At 39.0% G+C, this 15922-nt stretch carries 17 protein-coding genes; 5 read left to right on the top strand and 12 right to left on the bottom strand.

The window, feature by feature from the left end; translation table 11 throughout:
• Nucleotides 1-3: 3 nt before the first annotated feature.
• The 5 genes from AC6I5C_RS11380 to AC6I5C_RS11360 form a co-directional block, all read right to left on the bottom strand.
• Entirely contained in the window at nucleotides 4-558 is a 555-nt protein-coding gene (locus AC6I5C_RS11380) for a sugar O-acetyltransferase (RefSeq protein ID WP_497905261.1), read from the bottom strand.
• Between the two features lie 88 nt (nucleotides 559-646).
• Nucleotides 647-1255, bottom strand: coding sequence for a HutD/Ves family protein (locus tag AC6I5C_RS11375; protein ID WP_497905260.1), 609 nt, complete (start codon nucleotides 1253-1255; stop codon nucleotides 647-649).
• A gap of 8 nt (nucleotides 1256-1263) precedes the next feature.
• Nucleotides 1264-2688, bottom strand: coding sequence for an amidohydrolase (locus AC6I5C_RS11370; protein ID WP_497905259.1), 1425 nt, complete (start codon nucleotides 2686-2688; stop codon nucleotides 1264-1266).
• A gap of 82 nt (nucleotides 2689-2770) precedes the next feature.
• Nucleotides 2771-4516, bottom strand: coding sequence for an amidohydrolase (locus tag AC6I5C_RS11365; protein WP_497905258.1), 1746 nt, complete (start codon nucleotides 4514-4516; stop codon nucleotides 2771-2773).
• A gap of 106 nt (nucleotides 4517-4622) precedes the next feature.
• A complete protein-coding gene (locus tag AC6I5C_RS11360; RefSeq protein WP_497905257.1) occupies nucleotides 4623-5126 on the bottom strand; it encodes a type II secretion system protein GspG in 504 nt (167 codons plus the stop codon).
• Between the two features lie 188 nt (nucleotides 5127-5314).
• Between AC6I5C_RS11360 and AC6I5C_RS11355 the strand changes: the two genes are divergently transcribed.
• Nucleotides 5315-6781, top strand: a complete 1467-nt coding sequence (locus AC6I5C_RS11355) for a pyruvate kinase (protein WP_497905256.1) — start codon at nucleotides 5315-5317, stop codon at nucleotides 6779-6781.
• A 20-nt stretch (nucleotides 6782-6801) separates the two neighbouring features.
• Here the strand turns inward: AC6I5C_RS11355 and AC6I5C_RS11350 are convergent, their stop codons facing one another.
• The 5 genes from AC6I5C_RS11350 to AC6I5C_RS11330 form a co-directional block, all read right to left on the bottom strand.
• The gene (locus tag AC6I5C_RS11350; protein WP_497905255.1) at nucleotides 6802-7458 is read right to left on the bottom strand and encodes a DUF3575 domain-containing protein; all 657 of its coding nucleotides are present in this window, start codon (nucleotides 7456-7458) and stop codon (nucleotides 6802-6804) included.
• A gap of 94 nt (nucleotides 7459-7552) precedes the next feature.
• On the bottom strand, nucleotides 7553-8074 hold the full coding sequence (locus AC6I5C_RS11345) for a hypothetical protein (RefSeq protein ID WP_497905254.1): 522 nt from the start codon (nucleotides 8072-8074) through the stop codon (nucleotides 7553-7555).
• A 25-nt stretch (nucleotides 8075-8099) separates the two neighbouring features.
• A complete protein-coding gene (locus tag AC6I5C_RS11340; RefSeq protein ID WP_497905253.1) occupies nucleotides 8100-8774 on the bottom strand; it encodes a hypothetical protein in 675 nt (224 codons plus the stop codon).
• 129 nt (nucleotides 8775-8903) lie between these two features.
• Nucleotides 8904-9317 (bottom strand): SRPBCC family protein, encoded by a 414-nt coding sequence (locus tag AC6I5C_RS11335; RefSeq protein ID WP_497905252.1) that lies wholly within the window; start codon nucleotides 9315-9317, stop codon nucleotides 8904-8906.
• 10 nt (nucleotides 9318-9327) lie between these two features.
• Nucleotides 9328-9735: a GNAT family N-acetyltransferase gene (locus AC6I5C_RS11330; RefSeq protein WP_053977721.1), complete on the bottom strand. Its 408-nt coding sequence runs from the start codon at nucleotides 9733-9735 to the stop codon at nucleotides 9328-9330.
• Nucleotides 9736-9964: 229 nt separating this feature from the next.
• Here AC6I5C_RS11330 and AC6I5C_RS11325 point away from each other — a divergent pair, with 229 nt between their 5' ends.
• From AC6I5C_RS11325 to AC6I5C_RS11310, 4 genes are all read left to right on the top strand, one after another.
• Nucleotides 9965-10549 carry a Crp/Fnr family transcriptional regulator gene (locus AC6I5C_RS11325; RefSeq protein WP_497905251.1) on the top strand — a complete coding sequence of 195 codons (585 nt, stop codon included), beginning with the start codon at nucleotides 9965-9967 and terminating at the stop codon, nucleotides 10547-10549.
• A gap of 106 nt (nucleotides 10550-10655) precedes the next feature.
• The gene (locus AC6I5C_RS11320) at nucleotides 10656-11216 is read left to right on the top strand and encodes a YceI family protein (RefSeq protein ID WP_497905250.1); all 561 of its coding nucleotides are present in this window, start codon (nucleotides 10656-10658) and stop codon (nucleotides 11214-11216) included.
• 124 nt (nucleotides 11217-11340) lie between these two features.
• Nucleotides 11341-12108 carry an NYN domain-containing protein gene (locus AC6I5C_RS11315; protein ID WP_497905249.1) on the top strand — a complete coding sequence of 256 codons (768 nt, stop codon included), beginning with the start codon at nucleotides 11341-11343 and terminating at the stop codon, nucleotides 12106-12108.
• Nucleotides 12109-12270: 162 nt separating this feature from the next.
• Nucleotides 12271-12906 (top strand): MarC family NAAT transporter, encoded by a 636-nt coding sequence (locus AC6I5C_RS11310; protein ID WP_497905248.1) that lies wholly within the window; start codon nucleotides 12271-12273, stop codon nucleotides 12904-12906.
• Here the strand turns inward: AC6I5C_RS11310 and AC6I5C_RS11305 are convergent, their stop codons facing one another.
• Both AC6I5C_RS11305 and AC6I5C_RS11300 read right to left on the bottom strand, forming a co-directional pair.
• Nucleotides 12907-14115 (bottom strand): multidrug effflux MFS transporter, encoded by a 1209-nt coding sequence (locus AC6I5C_RS11305; RefSeq protein ID WP_497905247.1) that lies wholly within the window; start codon nucleotides 14113-14115, stop codon nucleotides 12907-12909.
• A gap of 31 nt (nucleotides 14116-14146) precedes the next feature.
• Nucleotides 14147-15874, bottom strand: coding sequence for an APC family permease (locus AC6I5C_RS11300; RefSeq protein WP_497905246.1), 1728 nt, complete (start codon nucleotides 15872-15874; stop codon nucleotides 14147-14149).
• Between the last annotated feature and the right edge of the window lie 48 nt (nucleotides 15875-15922).

Raw genomic sequence — 15922 nt, 5'->3', positions numbered from 1 at the left:
GGTTTAGGTATTGAGCTTCCTGATCACTTTTGCAGGATTGCCAACCGCCAAAACATCTGCAGGAATATCTTTGGTGACCACGGAGCCAGCACCAATAACGGTTCTGTCTCCAATGGTTACACCTGGACAAATGGTGGCATGTCCACCTATCCAACATTCCTCCCCAATGGTTACGGGTTTACAGTCTTCCCAAACCCGACGGTCTTCAATGTTTAGAGGATGTTGTGCCGTATAAATATGTACACCAGGTGCAATCAAGGTTTTTCTGCCAATGGTTACCTTGCCACCATCCAGTATGACCGCTCCAAAATTGACAAATACGCCTTCACCTGCAAAGATATGTTCGCCATAATCACAATAGAAAGGAGGTTCTAGATGGATGTCTTTTGCCGAATTGGGACAAAGTTCAATAATGGTTTCCTGAAATTTATCGGTGTAGTATTCGGTGACGTTCAGTTTATGAAGTATGCGCTTCACTTTGGTTCTTAAGTCGATCATTTCCTTACAATGCGCATCATAGGGCTCTCCAGCCATCATTTTTTCTCTTTCAGTTTTCATGGGAAGTCAAATTGATTCTATGAAATTACTAAAAACAATTGATTGAATGTAAATTACAAATAACTGTTCATTGAAAAGGTAGTACTTTTTAACGTTTTTCAATTTCAATAACGGCTCCTAAACAATTGGCATTAGCAAACAAGGCCAAGGTGGTTGGTAGAGGATCTTTAAAACATAATAGATGTCCTTTTTGTAGATTCACATGTTCGTCTTCAAAGAAGATACTTAAAGCGCCTTTGTGGAGATACAAACCTAAAAAAGACGTGGATGCATCTATTGCCAAATTTGTGCGTTTATAGAGTTTCAAGTCCAAAGTAGAGAGTTTCCCTTTGATGCCTTTGGAAGTCATTAGGTTGAAATCGGTGCAAGTGCCTTTGGAAGTGGTAGCCCAATCCCCGTCAAAGCAATCAATGTCTCCTTCCTTTAGGGTAATGCTATGATGATTTTGATGCTCTAGGATGACATTGCCTTCCAGAACCATCAATTGACGGGAGATACTAGTAAGCTTGGTAAATTCTGAAGTTTGCACATCTACAGTAGCTGTACTCAATCTGAAATCAAAATTCAATGCTTGATAGGAAGCATCAGGAGGAAAAATACATAGTTCTGTAGAGGTGCCGCCGCTCCAGGGTTTGGCGACGAAATCATCGGGGGTGTAAATACTGTAATTCAATGTTTTTAAATTTAGCGGGTTCATAGTATGGTTTATTTGCGATAGTCTAAAGCTGGTTGTCGGTTTCCTAAAAGGGCTTCATATTTAAAATCTGTTCCACGTCTTTGGTTAAACTCTGTATGGATGTCTTTCAATAATTCTGGATAAGTGTATAAATCTATGGCAGACAATGCCAATGTTTTGGCGGCTACCATCATGCCTTTAAAGCCAATACTGCTGCCTCCAGCTGCAACGGCCTGCCAACTATGTGCTGGCGTTCCGGGTACCCAGGTTGCGGTTCTAATTTGGCTTAAGGGCACGGCCCAACTAACGTCGGCGGTATCGGCAGAAGCTTTTCCATAGGTAAAGGCCATTGGTTGGATGATTTCAGCCTTATCCAAAGGCTCTGGTTTGGAGAGTGTTTTTTGAATGGCTTTGGCAAAATCTAATTCGTTTTGATTATAATGAATACCTCCAACCAAAGTCAAATTATTATGCATGATTTTAGCTAAGGCCTCATTGGGGAGTTTATCATAAGTGCCTCCAATAATTTCGTAGGTCATGCTGGTTTCTGTACCTAAAGCGGCGCCTTCCGCAGCTTTTACTATTCTGTCCCATACATTTTTGACTTCATCTCTATTAGCATGCCGAACCACATAGTAAACCTCAGCTTCGGCAGGGACTATGTTGGGCGCATCACCTCCTTTAGTAATGACATAGTGTATGCGTGTGGATTCCGTGGTGTGTTCTCGTAATAAATTTACCATCATGTTCATGCTTTCAACAGCATCTAGGGCCGACCTCCCCATTTCGGGGGCAGCGGCAGCATGGGCAGAGATACCTTTAAACCTAAATTTTCCAGAAATGGTTGCCAAATTGGTACTGGGGTTGGAATTGTTTTCATTCCATGGATGCCAGGTCAATACCGCATCCACATCATTAAACAAACCAGCTCTCACCATATACACTTTTCCAGAACCGCCTTCCTCGGCAGGCGTGCCATAATAACGAATGGTACCTGGAGTTTTGGTGGTTTGCAGCCAGTCCTTAACAGCTATAGCAGCCGCAAGAGCTCCAGTTCCAAATAAATGGTGACCACAAGCTTGGCCGGGGGCACCTTCAACTCTTGGTTGTTGGTAAGGAACCGCTTCTTGTGACATTCCCGGAAGGGCATCAAATTCTCCCAAAACGGCAATTATAGGACTTCCTGAGCCGTAGCTGGCTACAAAAGCCGTTGGAATATTGGCGACTCCTTTTTCTATGGAAAACCCTGCTTTGTTGAGTTCGTTTTGAAGGAGTGTTGCACTGCGTTTTTCCAAATAGCCCAATTCAGGTTCTTCCCAAAGTTGTTTGGCTATCCCAGAGTAGTAGCCTTGTTTGGCATCCATATTTTTTATCACGTCTTGTTTTTTGGTCTGCGCGGAACTTATGATATGAATGAAACAGAGGAGGAATAGAAACTGCAGTTTTGTGTTCATATTGATCGATAGTGTTTGGATAAGGTTGTAACTATGGTAGCATAAACCTATTATATTTTTGTATTTCCCTATATCAATTAAATTACTTCTTATAAACAGTATTCCCTTCTTTAATAGTTTCTAGAACGCTGATATCCTTAATGCTCATAGGGTCAATTTTTAAAGGGTTTTGGTCCAAAATTACCAAGTCAGCTAATTTTCCTGCTTTTAAGGTGCCTTTAGTGTTTTCTTCAAAGTATTGATGGGCAGCCCATTTGGTAAGGGAGCATAAACCAATGTATGGACTTACTCTTTCATCTGGTCCAATAATGTCTCCAGATCGGCTCACTCTATTGACCGAAGTGTGCAAAATCATAATACTACTTGGCAAGGCCACTGGGGCATCGTGGTGCTCGGTGAAAATCATGCCTTTTTTCAAGGCTGTTGCCGTTGGGGATATTTTGTAAGCGCGTTCTTTTCCTAAGGTTTCATCACGGTGCCAATCACCCCAATAATAGGTGTGCATACTAAAAAAAGAGGGAGACATGCCTAATGCTTTCATTTTATCCAGTTGGTCAAAACGCACGGTTTGAGAATGTACCATTACCGGACGTCTGTCTTTCTGTCCATAAGTTTCTGTGGCTTTTGTAACGGCTTTTATCAATTGGTCACCTGAAGCATCGCCATTACAGTGCGTTAAAATTTGCCAATTATGGGCATAGGCCGAATCTACAAATCTAGTAACTTCCATATCTTCTTTTATAGCAGGATAGCCTCTGTAGTCTTTAGATTTTCCTGGAGGAGGTACTACATAGGGCTTGGTTAACCAAGCGGTTTTTCCTTGAGGAGAACCATCCAAAGACAGTTTTACACCGGCTATTCTGTAATGATTGGTATAATGATCGCTATCGCCATTAGCCAACATATAATCCATTTGAGATTGTATATCTGGATAGGCCGCTACATCTACAGGGAGTTCATTTCTATTGGCCAAGGTCTTCCAAGTTTCACAATTGTCTGATGTCGCTCTTCCTTCTTGAACTGTGGTGTAACCAAACTTTATATAGGCTTCTATTCCTGCCTTGGCGATAAGTTCATTGGCTTTAGTGTCTAAAGTGGACATGAACTTTATTAGGGGAATAAAACTAGCCATTTCTTCCAATACGCCGTTGGGAATATCAGTGCCTTCTTCTCTTCTAATAGAACCTCCCGCGGGATCTTGGACACCTGCAGTATAACCTGCCGCTTCCAAACCTTTATGGTTGGTGGAGGCTAAATGGCCTGATTGGTGAATGATAAAAACAGGAACTTCCGTGGAAACTTTATCTAAATCATCCGCTGTTGGATGTCTTTTTTCCTTTAATTGAGAATCATCATATCCAAACCCTACGATTGCTCCGTATTTTGAAATGGCTTCGGTGTTTTTTGCCTTCCAATCATTGAGTAAACGTATGATATCGTCGATGCTTTTGCCTTCACCGTCTGGTGCTGGTAACAGATTGGCTGATACGGCTTGAAATCCGGCATTCCAAGCATGACCATGACCATCCATAAACCCAGGAAGTAAGGTATGCCCATTAAGATCGATCATTTTGTGGCCCGGTCCGGCCACAGTCATCGCCTCGTTACTATTCCCTGCAAAGGCAATTTTTCCATCCTTTACAACAAGAGCTTCCACATACTCAGGTGTGTCACCTTCCATGGTAATAATGTCTCCATTGTAATAAACTGAAGCATTGGATGTTTCAGAAGGTGTAGGAGTTTCTGTTTTGGTTTCTTTCGGGGCTTCTTTACAAGATGTTGTCAATAAAGTTCCTACTAACAACAAAAGCAGCATCTTTAGTTTCATTGAATTTTGGTTTTTAGTGATGGTATTCTCAATACCTGTTGGGGGGAGGTAAAGGTTTTTTGTTGTACTAAGATACTTGGTCTATTGTTATTTAACAACTTGAATTTTAGTTTTTTGTATGTGTTTTAGAGTAGTTTGATGTCAAGTCGTCTTCAGTTCCAAATTGTCCATCTGGACCAGCGGAAATAATTAAAAAGGTATGTTCCTTTTGAGAGATTGAAAATTGGTAAGGATGGTTCCAAGCATCTTTTTCCCAAGCGTCACGTATGGGGTCATTTCCAATAAGTTCAGCTAGAGTATTGGGGTATTGGCCAAATTTGTTGTACCATAATTCCATGCGTTGGGTTATTTGTACCAGCTCATTTTGGGTAGTTTTTGTATGAGTTACAAATTTTTGATAGGCCATGAACAAGGATGAGCTTATTATAGCTAGACAGCACATAATAAAAAGAATAATTGCCCTAGGTCCAAAAAGATGTTTTTCAATAGGTCTTGGGATTCCGTCCTTTTGTTCCATTTTTTGAATGTGTTTATGATGTTTGTATTGTGAGAAGCACAATAAACCATCGGCTACTATTTCAAGAACAAATTGAACTAGATCTTTTATCATATATCTTGATTGGCTAGATAAATATAACCAAATTTTTATTAGGCAATCGCTAACAAGATTTATGATTTTAAGGGGCTTGAATCTTAGGGATTTGAGTACCTTTAGTCTAGATTGAATATTTCCTTTTAATATGAGGGATATCATCTAGTGCGACATTTTAATTTCAGAACTTTGTAGAAACATTTACCATGGGTACCAAAGATCTTCAAGCAATGGTTCAAGAATTGGATGCAATCCTTGAAAAAATGCACCTTGACGGACAGGCTTTTTCCGAAAGATTGGCGCAGATACATCCCAATCATCAAAAAAGTGCCTTGAACTTAGTCAATTATTTATCACTAAGATCTTTTGATTTACGCAATCTACAATACGCTCTGGGAGTGTTGGGAATGTCTCGTTTGGCAAGGGCAGAGGCCCATACGGAGGCCAGTGTAAAAATCACCCGCTTTTATTTGTCCAAATTACTAGATGAGCCAAGTAAATGGCCTGAAAAGTATACGGTTTCAATTGAAGAGAGCGAGAAGATCCTAGCTAAAAACACCAAGCTTTTATTTGGAGAACCTCCCCGAAACAGAAAGCAGCGTATTATGGTGACCATGCCAGGGTTTACTGCTGAAGATCCGCAATATGTAGAGCAGATGATTCAAAGGGGGATGAAGATTGCCAGAATTAATTGTGCGCATGATTCGCAGGAAGATTGGCTACATATTATCAAACACATTAAAGCTGCCGATGCCGAACTGGGCAAGCGTACCATTATAGCCATGGATATTGGTGGTCCAAAAATACGCACGGGTGAAATGAAAAAGCCCATTGTGTTAAGAGAAGGGGATACGCTGCTGCTGTCCAAAACCCCTATGATGGCCAAAAAATCCAAAAAAGGAAAAGAGCCTTGCATAGTATCCTGTACTTTACCCGAGGTATTTGCTTATATAAAAGAAGGAGAGAGGGTGTATTTTGATGATGGTGCCATTAAAGGAACCATCTCAGAATTGAATAATGAAGTTGCCACGATTAAAATTTTACGTGCCGGAGAAAAAGGTTCCAAATTGAAACCAGATAAAGGGATTAATTTTCCTGATTCCAATTTAGATATTCGCGGCTTGACCCAAACTGACAAAGAGAACCTAAAGTTCATTGCTGAATACGCCGATATTGTCAACTTTTCATTTGTCAACACCGTTGAGGATGTTAAAGAAATGCATAATTACCTAAAGGAACTGGGTGTTTTGGAAACCTTGGGGATTATCTATAAAATAGAAACACAAGGCGCCTACAATCAGTTAAGCACTATTTTGTTGGAAGCCATGAAAGCCCCTAAAGTAGGGGTGATGATTGCCAGAGGAGATTTGGCTATCGAGACCAGTTGGGAAAACATGGGCTATATCCAAAAGGAAATGTTGGCCCTTTGCAATGCGTGCCATATCCCTATTGTTTGGGCGACACAGGTATTGGAAAATTTAGCAAAAAAAGGCTTGCCAAGCCGTTCTGAAATTACGGATGCTGTGACAGCTACCAAAGCAGAGTGTATCATGTTGAACAAAGGTCCGCATATTCTACGAGCTATAGACATGTTGGATCAAATTATCCAGCATATGGAACCTTATCAGGATAAAAATGCGCCTTTGCTCCCTAAGTTGCGGAAGTTGAAATAAGCCTCCTGATTCAAAAAAGTTCATTGAAATTTATAAAAAAACTGCAGTTCAAAGTTGAAATTTACACCTGAATGATAGCCTTCTAATTTTCTATAGTTACGTATGCTCGGAATGAAACCTTCATTATCATCCTCATATGGTGTTGGGTTTACTATATTGGAAAATGCTACATTTCTCATCTTGATTCCCAGGCCAACCTTTGGAATAATACCTGTTCTTTTTGAGAAATTTACAATCATGCCATAATTTAAATTCACCCCATATTTATGTCTTTTGTATGAAGCTGAATCGTAATGGTATTCATTGGAATCCGTTTCGCTTTGATAGGTGTAATCGGTTATTTCTTCTTTGTGATAGATATAGAACCCTTCTAAGGAAATAAATTTTTTGGTAGAACCCTTTGGGTTTAAGATGTATCTTATCTCCGGAGAGAATTCAAGACTGAAATAGTCTTTTGTTGTCATGTAGGTACCTATACCAGCTTCAGTCCCAAGTGTAAAATGATTATTTATGTTATGATAGTATCCGAAATTCCATCTGGGGGTGTTGCTATAAATAAAGGAAATCATGTTAAATGTGACATACTTATTTCGAAATTCATTTTGGGATTCCGATTGAGCGAAAAGTGAGGTAGATGCAATTAAAAGTACAATGGCAGAGCAAATAATTTTTTTCATTTTATGGATTTGGTTGGTATGTATAAGATGGGCTTCTTATAAAAAGGTTGCTTTAAAATGAAGAAATTTGTTTTAGAGTGCGTTATCCGAAATATTAACGTAACCCTTTGGTCTTTAACTGTACCTCTATGTCTTGAGTGCTATGGTATTCTTTTCCAAATTTTATATCTATGGCATATTCAATTTTATACAGTTCTAGGATATTGTCAATTTGGTCTTTGTGCTTTTTTGCAAGTTTAAAATCGGCATTATGTCGGTTAAGAGTTCCAAAGGCTAGACCTAATGGGCCAAGGCCGACTCCCATTATCACAAGTGGAATTGGTGAGATTACACCACTATCCCATGCATATCTTCCTAAAAGAAATCCACCTATAATAACTCCAATACCAATTAGTGTAAATACCGCAAAATAGATATGAGTGAGTGCTTTGTTGCGTTTGAGTTTTTCCAATTCAACATTGGCAAATTTTAGAATATTTTCAAATTTATCTCCCAATTCAATGTTTGAACAAGTTCTATTGAATTCCGGGTTTCTATTGGTAAGTGTACAAGTAGTCCCTTCTTTTAAACTTACGCTTTGGTGTTCGCATAAGTGGCAATGTTTGGTTAAGTCCATTAATTATTTTTGGGTGTATTTTAACTTAAATGTGTTTGCTTTCTATTTCATGCAGCTCCTTTTCAGTAAAGGCTCTGAATGACAATTTATAACCTTCTGCGGCCGCAATTGCATAAAACAGTAAATCTATTGGACTAAAGGTTTCTACCATTATTGGAAATAATTCATCATAGTTTATCAAGCTTAAGGTCTCCATGTAGCCTAAATTTTCAGCTTCAGCCAAAAATCCAACAATACTAAAAAAATTCCCTAAAAGGCAACTTAACAATGCTATAATACCTCCTGTAATACCAAATAGTTTATCAATGCCTTTTCCTGTGTATCTCATAGATAATCCCACTCCGGCACCAATAGCCAGAGCCATATAGCCTATTTGAAAACCTGTAGACACTGTTATGGCACCCCATAAAAGGGCTCCTATCAATCCTACAATTATTCCAGAAACCAAAGCTTTTGAGTAGTCTTGTTCTTCTTTAAATTTAGTTAGAGTTTCGGGAGATAGTTTATATAGTAACTCGTTGTGTTCTAGTGCTTCTGTGTCTTCTAATTGCTCAATGACGGAATTGTCTTTTTCAAAAGAAGTGCATTCATCGGAAAAGTCGGCTTTAATACCTGTTAAATTGCAAACTAGGCCAACTTTCATATCAAGATGTCGGTTGGTACATTGTTTACAGAATTTTAAGTGTTCTTCTCTAGTCATATTGGGTTGGTTTTGATTAAAAGAAATGGTCGGTTCAATATAAGATTGAATCATTTTACCCAAATATAAAATTTAGAACTAAAAATTATTGGTAGGAAAGTTTCTACTTATCAAGAATATTATCAACAATTAAGGGGAAGTAGTCTCAACATGCTTTTTAAAGTTGTCCAAAATGGCCTGCCAACCTGAGCGTTGCAGATCAATAGGGTTGGTGTTTTCGGCTTCAAAGGTTTCTTTTACAGTAACAAGGTTGTCGTTTGTGGTAAAATGGATGGATACCTTTCTGGCGTCTGATAGTTTGGAAGTAATTAACTTTAAAGGAATAACCTCTTGATACATACCTTCAAAATCAAATCCCATACTACCATCTTTAGCTTCCATACGCCAACTAAAACCACCCCCGGGACGAACATCGTTTTCGGCCTTTGGGCAACACCAGGTGTCGCTTGCAAAATTCCAATGGGTGATGTGTTCTGGGCTGGTCCAAAAATCCCATACAAGTTCAATTGGAGCATTTATAGTAGTTTCAACAGTGATATCCATGAGGTTGTTGTTATGTTTTAATGTACATTCCCTTGGTAATGGGAAGGGTGTCTTGAAACCCAAATTTTTTATATAAAATAGGCGCATCCCTATCGGTAAGGAGACTTACAGAGCAGGAGGATGGCAAGTGCTTGTTAATATATTTGGAAATTTGTGCCATGATAGCTTTGCCATAGCCATTTCCTTGGTGTTCCGGGAGCACACAGATGTCCACCACTTGGCAAAAACAGCCTCCGTCTCCTACAAGACGGCCCATGCCAACTATAGATTCACCTACTTCTAAAATCACAGTGTACAGTGAATTCCTAAGACCGATAATACAGGCTTGTTCGGTTTTGTCTGATAGTCCACAACGATTCCTTAAATCTTGGTAAATGTCTATTGGAATTGGGGCTTGTTTGATGGTGAATGCTTTCATCTTCTCAGTATTAATTTTGTAAGACAACGTAAGAAAAGAGGCTATGTTCTTCTAATTTAAGAAATTAAATTAAAACATGATGTGATTGTTGATAACTAGCACATTTTCAGATTTATTAACAATGGGATTAATTGCAGGTGTCTTTTTTGCAGTGTATTAAGGGCATCATACTGTTGGCAAAGAGCTGCGTAATTTTCCTTATTTTTGAAGTCTACTTTTATACAGTTTTATGGACATTCAGCCTCTGTTAGCATATATACAAAAGCATGTAACCCTTACTCCTGAAGAGGAACGTTATTTGGCGGAACACATTACTATTCGTCGCTATTTGAAAGGTCAATATGCTTTACAACAAGGAGATGTATGCAAGCACAGTAGTTTTATCCTTAAGGGATGTACCCGTATGTTTTATGTGGATGATGAAGGGCAGGAACACATCATTATGTTATGCGTGGAAGATTGGTGGAGTTCGGATATTGGGAGTTTTATCAGTCAGGAGCCAGCACAGTTCAATATACAGTGTTTGGAAGATACTGCCTTTGCCCAGTTTCATGTAGATACTATTGAAGAGGTATATGCAGCGGTGCCAAAACTGGAACGTTTTTTTAGAAAGATTCTGGAACGAGGTTTGGCGGCCTCCCAAAAACGAATCATCCGCAACTTCAGTATGACTGCCAAGGAGCGTTATCTATATTTTAAGGAGACCTATCCTATGATAGAACAGCGCATTCCTCAATACATGATTGCTTCCTATTTGGGTATCACCAAGGAATTCCTAAGTAAAATTAAGCGTCAGTTGGCCAAGGAGACCTAAAAGTTAATCTAGTTTAACTTCTTTTTGTAACCTATGCCATTTTATTTTCGGGCATTGTGGGGCAACTTTGTACTGTAATTATTTAACAATAAAAAACAGATACAAAATGAAACGATTAACATTTGCAATCTTTGCATTTGCAACATTTACAGCAACCGTTGAAGCACAACAAAAGACCGTAAGCACCACAGATAGTAAAGTAGTATGGAAGGGGTATAAAGTAGCAGGTTCTCACGAAGGAACTATTGCCTTGAAATCTGGAACTCTAAGATTTGATGGAGAAACCCTTACTGGCGGTGAATTTACCATTGATATGACCTCTTTGGAGTCTACTGATTTATCTGGTGAATACAAGGACAAGTTGGATGGACACTTAAAATCTGATGATTTCTTTGGAGTAAACAACTATCCTACAGCTAAAATGGTTTTTAATTCTGTAAAGGCCACAGGGAAAAATTCTTATGAAGTAACGGGAGATTTAACTATTAAGGGACAAACACATCCTGCTACCTTTGAAATTTCAGTATATGGAAGTAAAGCTAGTGCTACATTAAAAATTGACCGTAGCAAGTACAACGTTAGATATGGTTCGGCTAGTTTCTACAACGATTTGAAAGATAAGGTAATCTATGATGAATTTGATATTGTAGCAGACCTTCAATTTTAACAAATGATTGGTTGGTGAGTGAGAAAGTCGCTTCGAGAAATCGAAGCGGCTTTTTCTTTTATATCCTTTTGAAAATTTGGAAATATTAAAATAATGCTACCTTTAAACAAAATAACTATGCCCTATGGATATAAAACTAGCCGTGCTTATTGATGGAGATAATATTCCTTCAGCTAATGTAAAGGAGATGATGGAAGAAATTGCCAAATATGGAAACCCCACTATTAAGCGCATTTATGGAGATTGGACCAATCCACATTTAAACAAATGGAAAACCGTATTGTTGGAAAATGCCATTACCCCCATACAACAATATGGCTATACTTCGGGGAAGAATGCCACCGATTCGGCAATGATCATTGATGCAATGGATATTTTATATTCTGGTCAGGTGAACGGGTTTTGTTTGGTCTCAAGTGACAGTGATTTCACCCGTTTGGCCACACGACTTCGTGAAGCAGGCATGCAGGTGTATGGTATTGGCGAGAAGAAAACACCGAATCCGTTTATTGTGGCTTGTGATAAATTCATATATATTGAAATTTTGAAATCCCAAGGGGAAGAAAATGATGATCGCACTGCCGAAAAAACTACAGCATCCAAGAGTACTTATGATAAAATCACCGAAAAGGATATCAAATTTATAGCATCCACTATTTCAGATTTGGCAGACGATGACGGTTGGGCATTTTTAGGAGACGTGGGCAGCTTGCTTCAAAAGAAACAACCTAATTTCGATTCTAGAAATTATGGGTTTCAAAAGCTAACCCCTCTCATAAGCTCTATCAACAACTTTGAAATTGATAAGCGCGAAACTGGTAATGGCCGCTTTAAATTGATGTATGTGCGCATTAAGGAGCCAAAACGCCAAAATACCAGAAGAAGGAAGTAGTTCCAGATGAATTCTGCTTGTTGGAAATCATATTTAAAAGCTGATCATATAAAGAAATAAGGAGAATTTCTTGAGGTATTAGGGCTAACAATTTGCTCACTAAAGTTTAAATGTTAGGTAACCTGAAATACCCAAAAATATGCTGACTTTGCAGAAAAAACAATGGAGTTATTTTTAGTGAGTTTTGGAGCCTTGTTCTCGATTATGAATCCTTTAGGAACAGTGCCTGTGTTTGTAGGATTGACCATGGAACACAGTAAAAAGGAAAGAGCGGTCACGGCATTTTGGACGTCCTTGGATGCCCTTATTATTTTATTGCTGTCTTTTTTTGCGGGGAAGTATATTTTATCCTTTTTCGGAATTAGTTTAACCGCTTTAAAAATTGCAGGTGGACTTATTATTGCTTCTTCTGGGTTTGCTTTGCTCACAGGTAAGTTTAGGGAGCATAAGGGGATGAAACGCGAGCGCGTACAGCAAGACATACAAACCAGAGAAGCCATTGCCTTGACACCTTTGGCCATTCCTATGTTGGCAGGGCCGGGAACCATTTCTTTATTGATTACCTATAATCAAGAATACCAAGCATCGCATCAAATCTGTACTATTTTGGGAGCTTTGCTCTTGGTTTCGGTGCTTATTTATAGCATCTTGAAGAGTTCACATTATATCGTGAAGTTTTTGGGGGCTTCGGGAATCAATGCTTTATCACGAATTATTGGATTTATAGTCATTGCCATTGGGGTGGAATATATCATCGGGTCGGTGATTGATATCATAAAGACCTTAGGAATTGCGTAATTAAGAGTTGTTGTTACCGTTAATGGTCAGAAAAAGTAACACAGATACGAGGCCACACACTGAAAAACCAATGAACAAAGGCAAGACACTGTCTATGACAAAACTTCCTATGTAATTGGCTATGGGAACGGCCATGATGGTAGAGGCAAACCCGTTGATGGCTGCTCCAATGCCCGCGATATGACCTATAGGATGCATGGCTAAGGAGCGTAGGTTTCCAAATAAAAATCCTATGGAAATAAATTGAAATCCAAAAAATGTCCATAGAATTGATAAAGGCGGATTTACGCCAGACCAAAACAAAAACACATACAGGATAGAGACAATGGAGTAAGCTATTGCTGCCATAAAGGCGATACGTTTCATTCCAAAACGTATGACTAAAGTGCTATTCAAAAATGTGGAAAACCCTATAGCAATGGCTAAACTGGCAAATATGTATGGAAAGAGATCAGCCAATTGATATTGATTTTCGAAAATTTGTTGGGAGGTACTCAGATAGACCATAAATGAACCCGTGATAAGCCCGGAAACAATAGTGTAGACAACAGCTTCTTTATACTTAAAGAACTCTTTAGTACCCTTTACAAAAAGATTCAAGGAAAGTTTAGAATGGTTTTCCTTGGGATGGGTTTCGGGTTGTCGTTTCCAAAACCAAAACAGTACCAATAGGCCATAAATAAGGTTGAGGTTGAAAATGGAGTGCCAATCATAAAAAGTAATCAAGAATTGCCCCATAGTAGGAGCTACTACCGGAACCAAAATGAAAATCATCACCACAAAGGACATCACCTGTGCCATCCTATCCCCGCTGTAAGTGTCCCTTACCATAGCAATACTTATGGTTCGTGGCGCTGAAAGTCCGATACCCTGTAAAATACGTCCAAAGACTAGAACTTCAAATGAGTTAGTTGTAACGCAAAGAATACTTGCAATTACAAAAAGAGAAAATCCGGTGTAAATAATAGGCTTTCGGCCAAAACTATCGGAAAGCGGCCCGAATATCAGTTGGCCAAATCCCAAGCCTAAAAAGATCATGGTGATCAACAGCTGGTTCTTAGTAGGGTCAGTTACATTTAAATCTTCAGCAATATCTGGAAGTGCAGGTAGAAGGGCATCAATGGACAGGGCGACAATGGCCATTAAGGAGGCCATTAGTGCAATAAATTCTATGTTAGGCTTGCTTTGTTCTTGGATGGGTTGTTGCATATGCAAATGTAGCCTATATATATTTTCTGACCTAAATGATTACCCGAACATCCCCCAATTCCTGAACTCTGTATTTGAAATTTTCACCGGGAGTCCCTATAAACATAAAGTTGACAGGAATGTTCCAGCGTTTGGAAAGTTCCTTGATTTTTGCAGGACCAAAGTGGCCTTCTTCTTTTACAAATTCTACAAAAATGTCTGGATAGGCACGGTCCAGAACTTTTAAGTCTTCTACCAAATTATGGACTACTTTGGTACCCGGAGGCACTACAGAAACAATTTTCAGCCGTCTTGTATGCTCATTTTTTTCAATGTATTGCAGTACTTTGTTAAGGGTGGCTACGTTGTCATGGTTCGTAAAAAACACAAATTCCTGACTGTTGATTTTTCGAATGTACCTTAGGATTTTGGTGTCCATTCTATCAAATACAGGAACGCCTTTGGGAGTGATATAATTGATGAAATATAAGATGGCTTCCAAGATTTGTACACGCAGTAACATGAAACCTACAATTAAAAGGGTAGGGATGAGGTACTCCAAGAAAATGGCTAAATATTGAGGTTTTAGGATAATGTTACCTATCAAACCTGTAATTACCCCTGCAATGGCTAGAAAAAGTGCAATTGGGCCTACACGTTCGGGGCGAGGCAATTGTTTGCGGTTTATTTTGAGCAGTAAATTACCTAATCCAAATAAAATCATAACACTTAAAAAGGCTATCGTATAAACTCCCGCCAAGGCCTGTAAGTTCCCTTCGGTGATTAACAAAACAGTAACGCATAGTACAAAAAATGTGATGAAGATGAGATAGGAGCTCCCTCGTCTGTTTTTTTTCAATAGGAAACTTGGTAAAATACGGTCCAATGTCATACGCTCTACAAGTCCTCCAACACCCACAAAGGACGTCAGCACAGCACCACTCAATACTAATACGGCATCAATGGAAACAATGTAGAACAACCAATTGCCAGCAGCTGTATTCGCCATAAAGGAAAGAAGGGTTTCTTCATTGGAATGTATGGTGGCCATCGGGATGATTGCCAAAGCTAAAAATGCAATCAAAGGATTAAAAATGGTGACAATAATCCACATGTTACGAAGAGTTTTAGGGAATACACCTTCAGCTTGTTCTTCCACATAATTGGCAGAACTTTCAAAGCCACTGATACCCAGCATTGCAGCGGCAAAACCAAAAAACAAGGCTGTAGCCACGCTTCCTTCAATAGGGTGCTTAAAGTTTGTGAATAGTACCTCCAATCCATTTTGAAACAAATAGAACCCGCAAAACAAGCAAAGGAGGGTAAGGGAGGTAAGGTGGAAAATAAAGATGGTAATGGCTACTTTTGAAGATTCACCAATTCCCATAATAACAATTAGCATAAATATAGCCAAAAGCCCAATGGTGGTTTCTACCACGGGGATAAAATTCCAAAGACTATGGGCGTATTTCACCGATTCACTGGCAGAAATTACCGCAGTCGCCATATAGGACAATACCGTAAGGGCTGCAGCAAAGGACGCTGTTGATTTTTTGGTGGTATTCAAAAGGGCGTTGTAGGCGCCACCGTTAAGCGGAAGCGCTCCTACCACTTCACCGTAAATTTTTCTGAAAAGGAATAAAATTAAAGCAACTATTAGTAATGAAATCCAAGCAAATTGTCCTGCATAAATAATAGCCAATGCCGACACATAGAGACAGGAAGAACTAATATCATTACCACAAATGGCTGTAGCCGCTAGTTGATTAAGTTTTTTCATGAGATTGAAATTAAAAGGCCTTCATCAATTTGCTTGTTTTTTGATGAA

This window comes from Mangrovimonas sp. sgz306409, assembly GCF_059735265.1.
This window is presented reverse-complemented; position numbering and strand designations above follow the sequence as displayed.

What these genes read in the sequence shown, in the direction of transcription:
- AC6I5C_RS11345 (WP_497905254.1), bottom strand. Translation starts at nt 8,074, where the DNA reads ATGGACTTAACCAAACATTGCCACTTATGCGAACACCAAAGCGTAAGT.
- AC6I5C_RS11325 (WP_497905251.1), top strand. Translation starts at nt 9,965, where the DNA reads ATGGACATTCAGCCTCTGTTAGCATATATACAAAAGCATGTAACCCTT.
- AC6I5C_RS11375 (WP_497905260.1), bottom strand. Translation starts at nt 1,255, where the DNA reads ATGAACCCGCTAAATTTAAAAACATTGAATTACAGTATTTACACCCCC.
- AC6I5C_RS11305 (WP_497905247.1), bottom strand. Translation starts at nt 14,115, where the DNA reads ATGCAACAACCCATCCAAGAACAAAGCAAGCCTAACATAGAATTTATT.
- AC6I5C_RS11330 (WP_053977721.1), bottom strand. Translation starts at nt 9,735, where the DNA reads ATGAAAGCATTCACCATCAAACAAGCCCCAATTCCAATAGACATTTAC.
- AC6I5C_RS11360 (WP_497905257.1), bottom strand. Translation starts at nt 5,126, where the DNA reads ATGATAAAAGATCTAGTTCAATTTGTTCTTGAAATAGTAGCCGATGGT.
- AC6I5C_RS11310 (WP_497905248.1), top strand. Translation starts at nt 12,271, where the DNA reads ATGGAGTTATTTTTAGTGAGTTTTGGAGCCTTGTTCTCGATTATGAAT.
- AC6I5C_RS11350 (WP_497905255.1), bottom strand. Translation starts at nt 7,458, where the DNA reads ATGAAAAAAATTATTTGCTCTGCCATTGTACTTTTAATTGCATCTACC.
- AC6I5C_RS11320 (WP_497905250.1), top strand. Translation starts at nt 10,656, where the DNA reads ATGAAACGATTAACATTTGCAATCTTTGCATTTGCAACATTTACAGCA.
- AC6I5C_RS11355 (WP_497905256.1), top strand. Translation starts at nt 5,315, where the DNA reads ATGGGTACCAAAGATCTTCAAGCAATGGTTCAAGAATTGGATGCAATC.
- AC6I5C_RS11300 (WP_497905246.1), bottom strand. Translation starts at nt 15,874, where the DNA reads ATGAAAAAACTTAATCAACTAGCGGCTACAGCCATTTGTGGTAATGAT.
- AC6I5C_RS11315 (WP_497905249.1), top strand. Translation starts at nt 11,341, where the DNA reads ATGGATATAAAACTAGCCGTGCTTATTGATGGAGATAATATTCCTTCA.
- AC6I5C_RS11365 (WP_497905258.1), bottom strand. Translation starts at nt 4,516, where the DNA reads ATGAAACTAAAGATGCTGCTTTTGTTGTTAGTAGGAACTTTATTGACA.
- AC6I5C_RS11340 (WP_497905253.1), bottom strand. Translation starts at nt 8,774, where the DNA reads ATGACTAGAGAAGAACACTTAAAATTCTGTAAACAATGTACCAACCGA.
- AC6I5C_RS11370 (WP_497905259.1), bottom strand. Translation starts at nt 2,688, where the DNA reads ATGAACACAAAACTGCAGTTTCTATTCCTCCTCTGTTTCATTCATATC.
- AC6I5C_RS11335 (WP_497905252.1), bottom strand. Translation starts at nt 9,317, where the DNA reads ATGGATATCACTGTTGAAACTACTATAAATGCTCCAATTGAACTTGTA.
- AC6I5C_RS11380 (WP_497905261.1), bottom strand. Translation starts at nt 558, where the DNA reads ATGAAAACTGAAAGAGAAAAAATGATGGCTGGAGAGCCCTATGATGCG.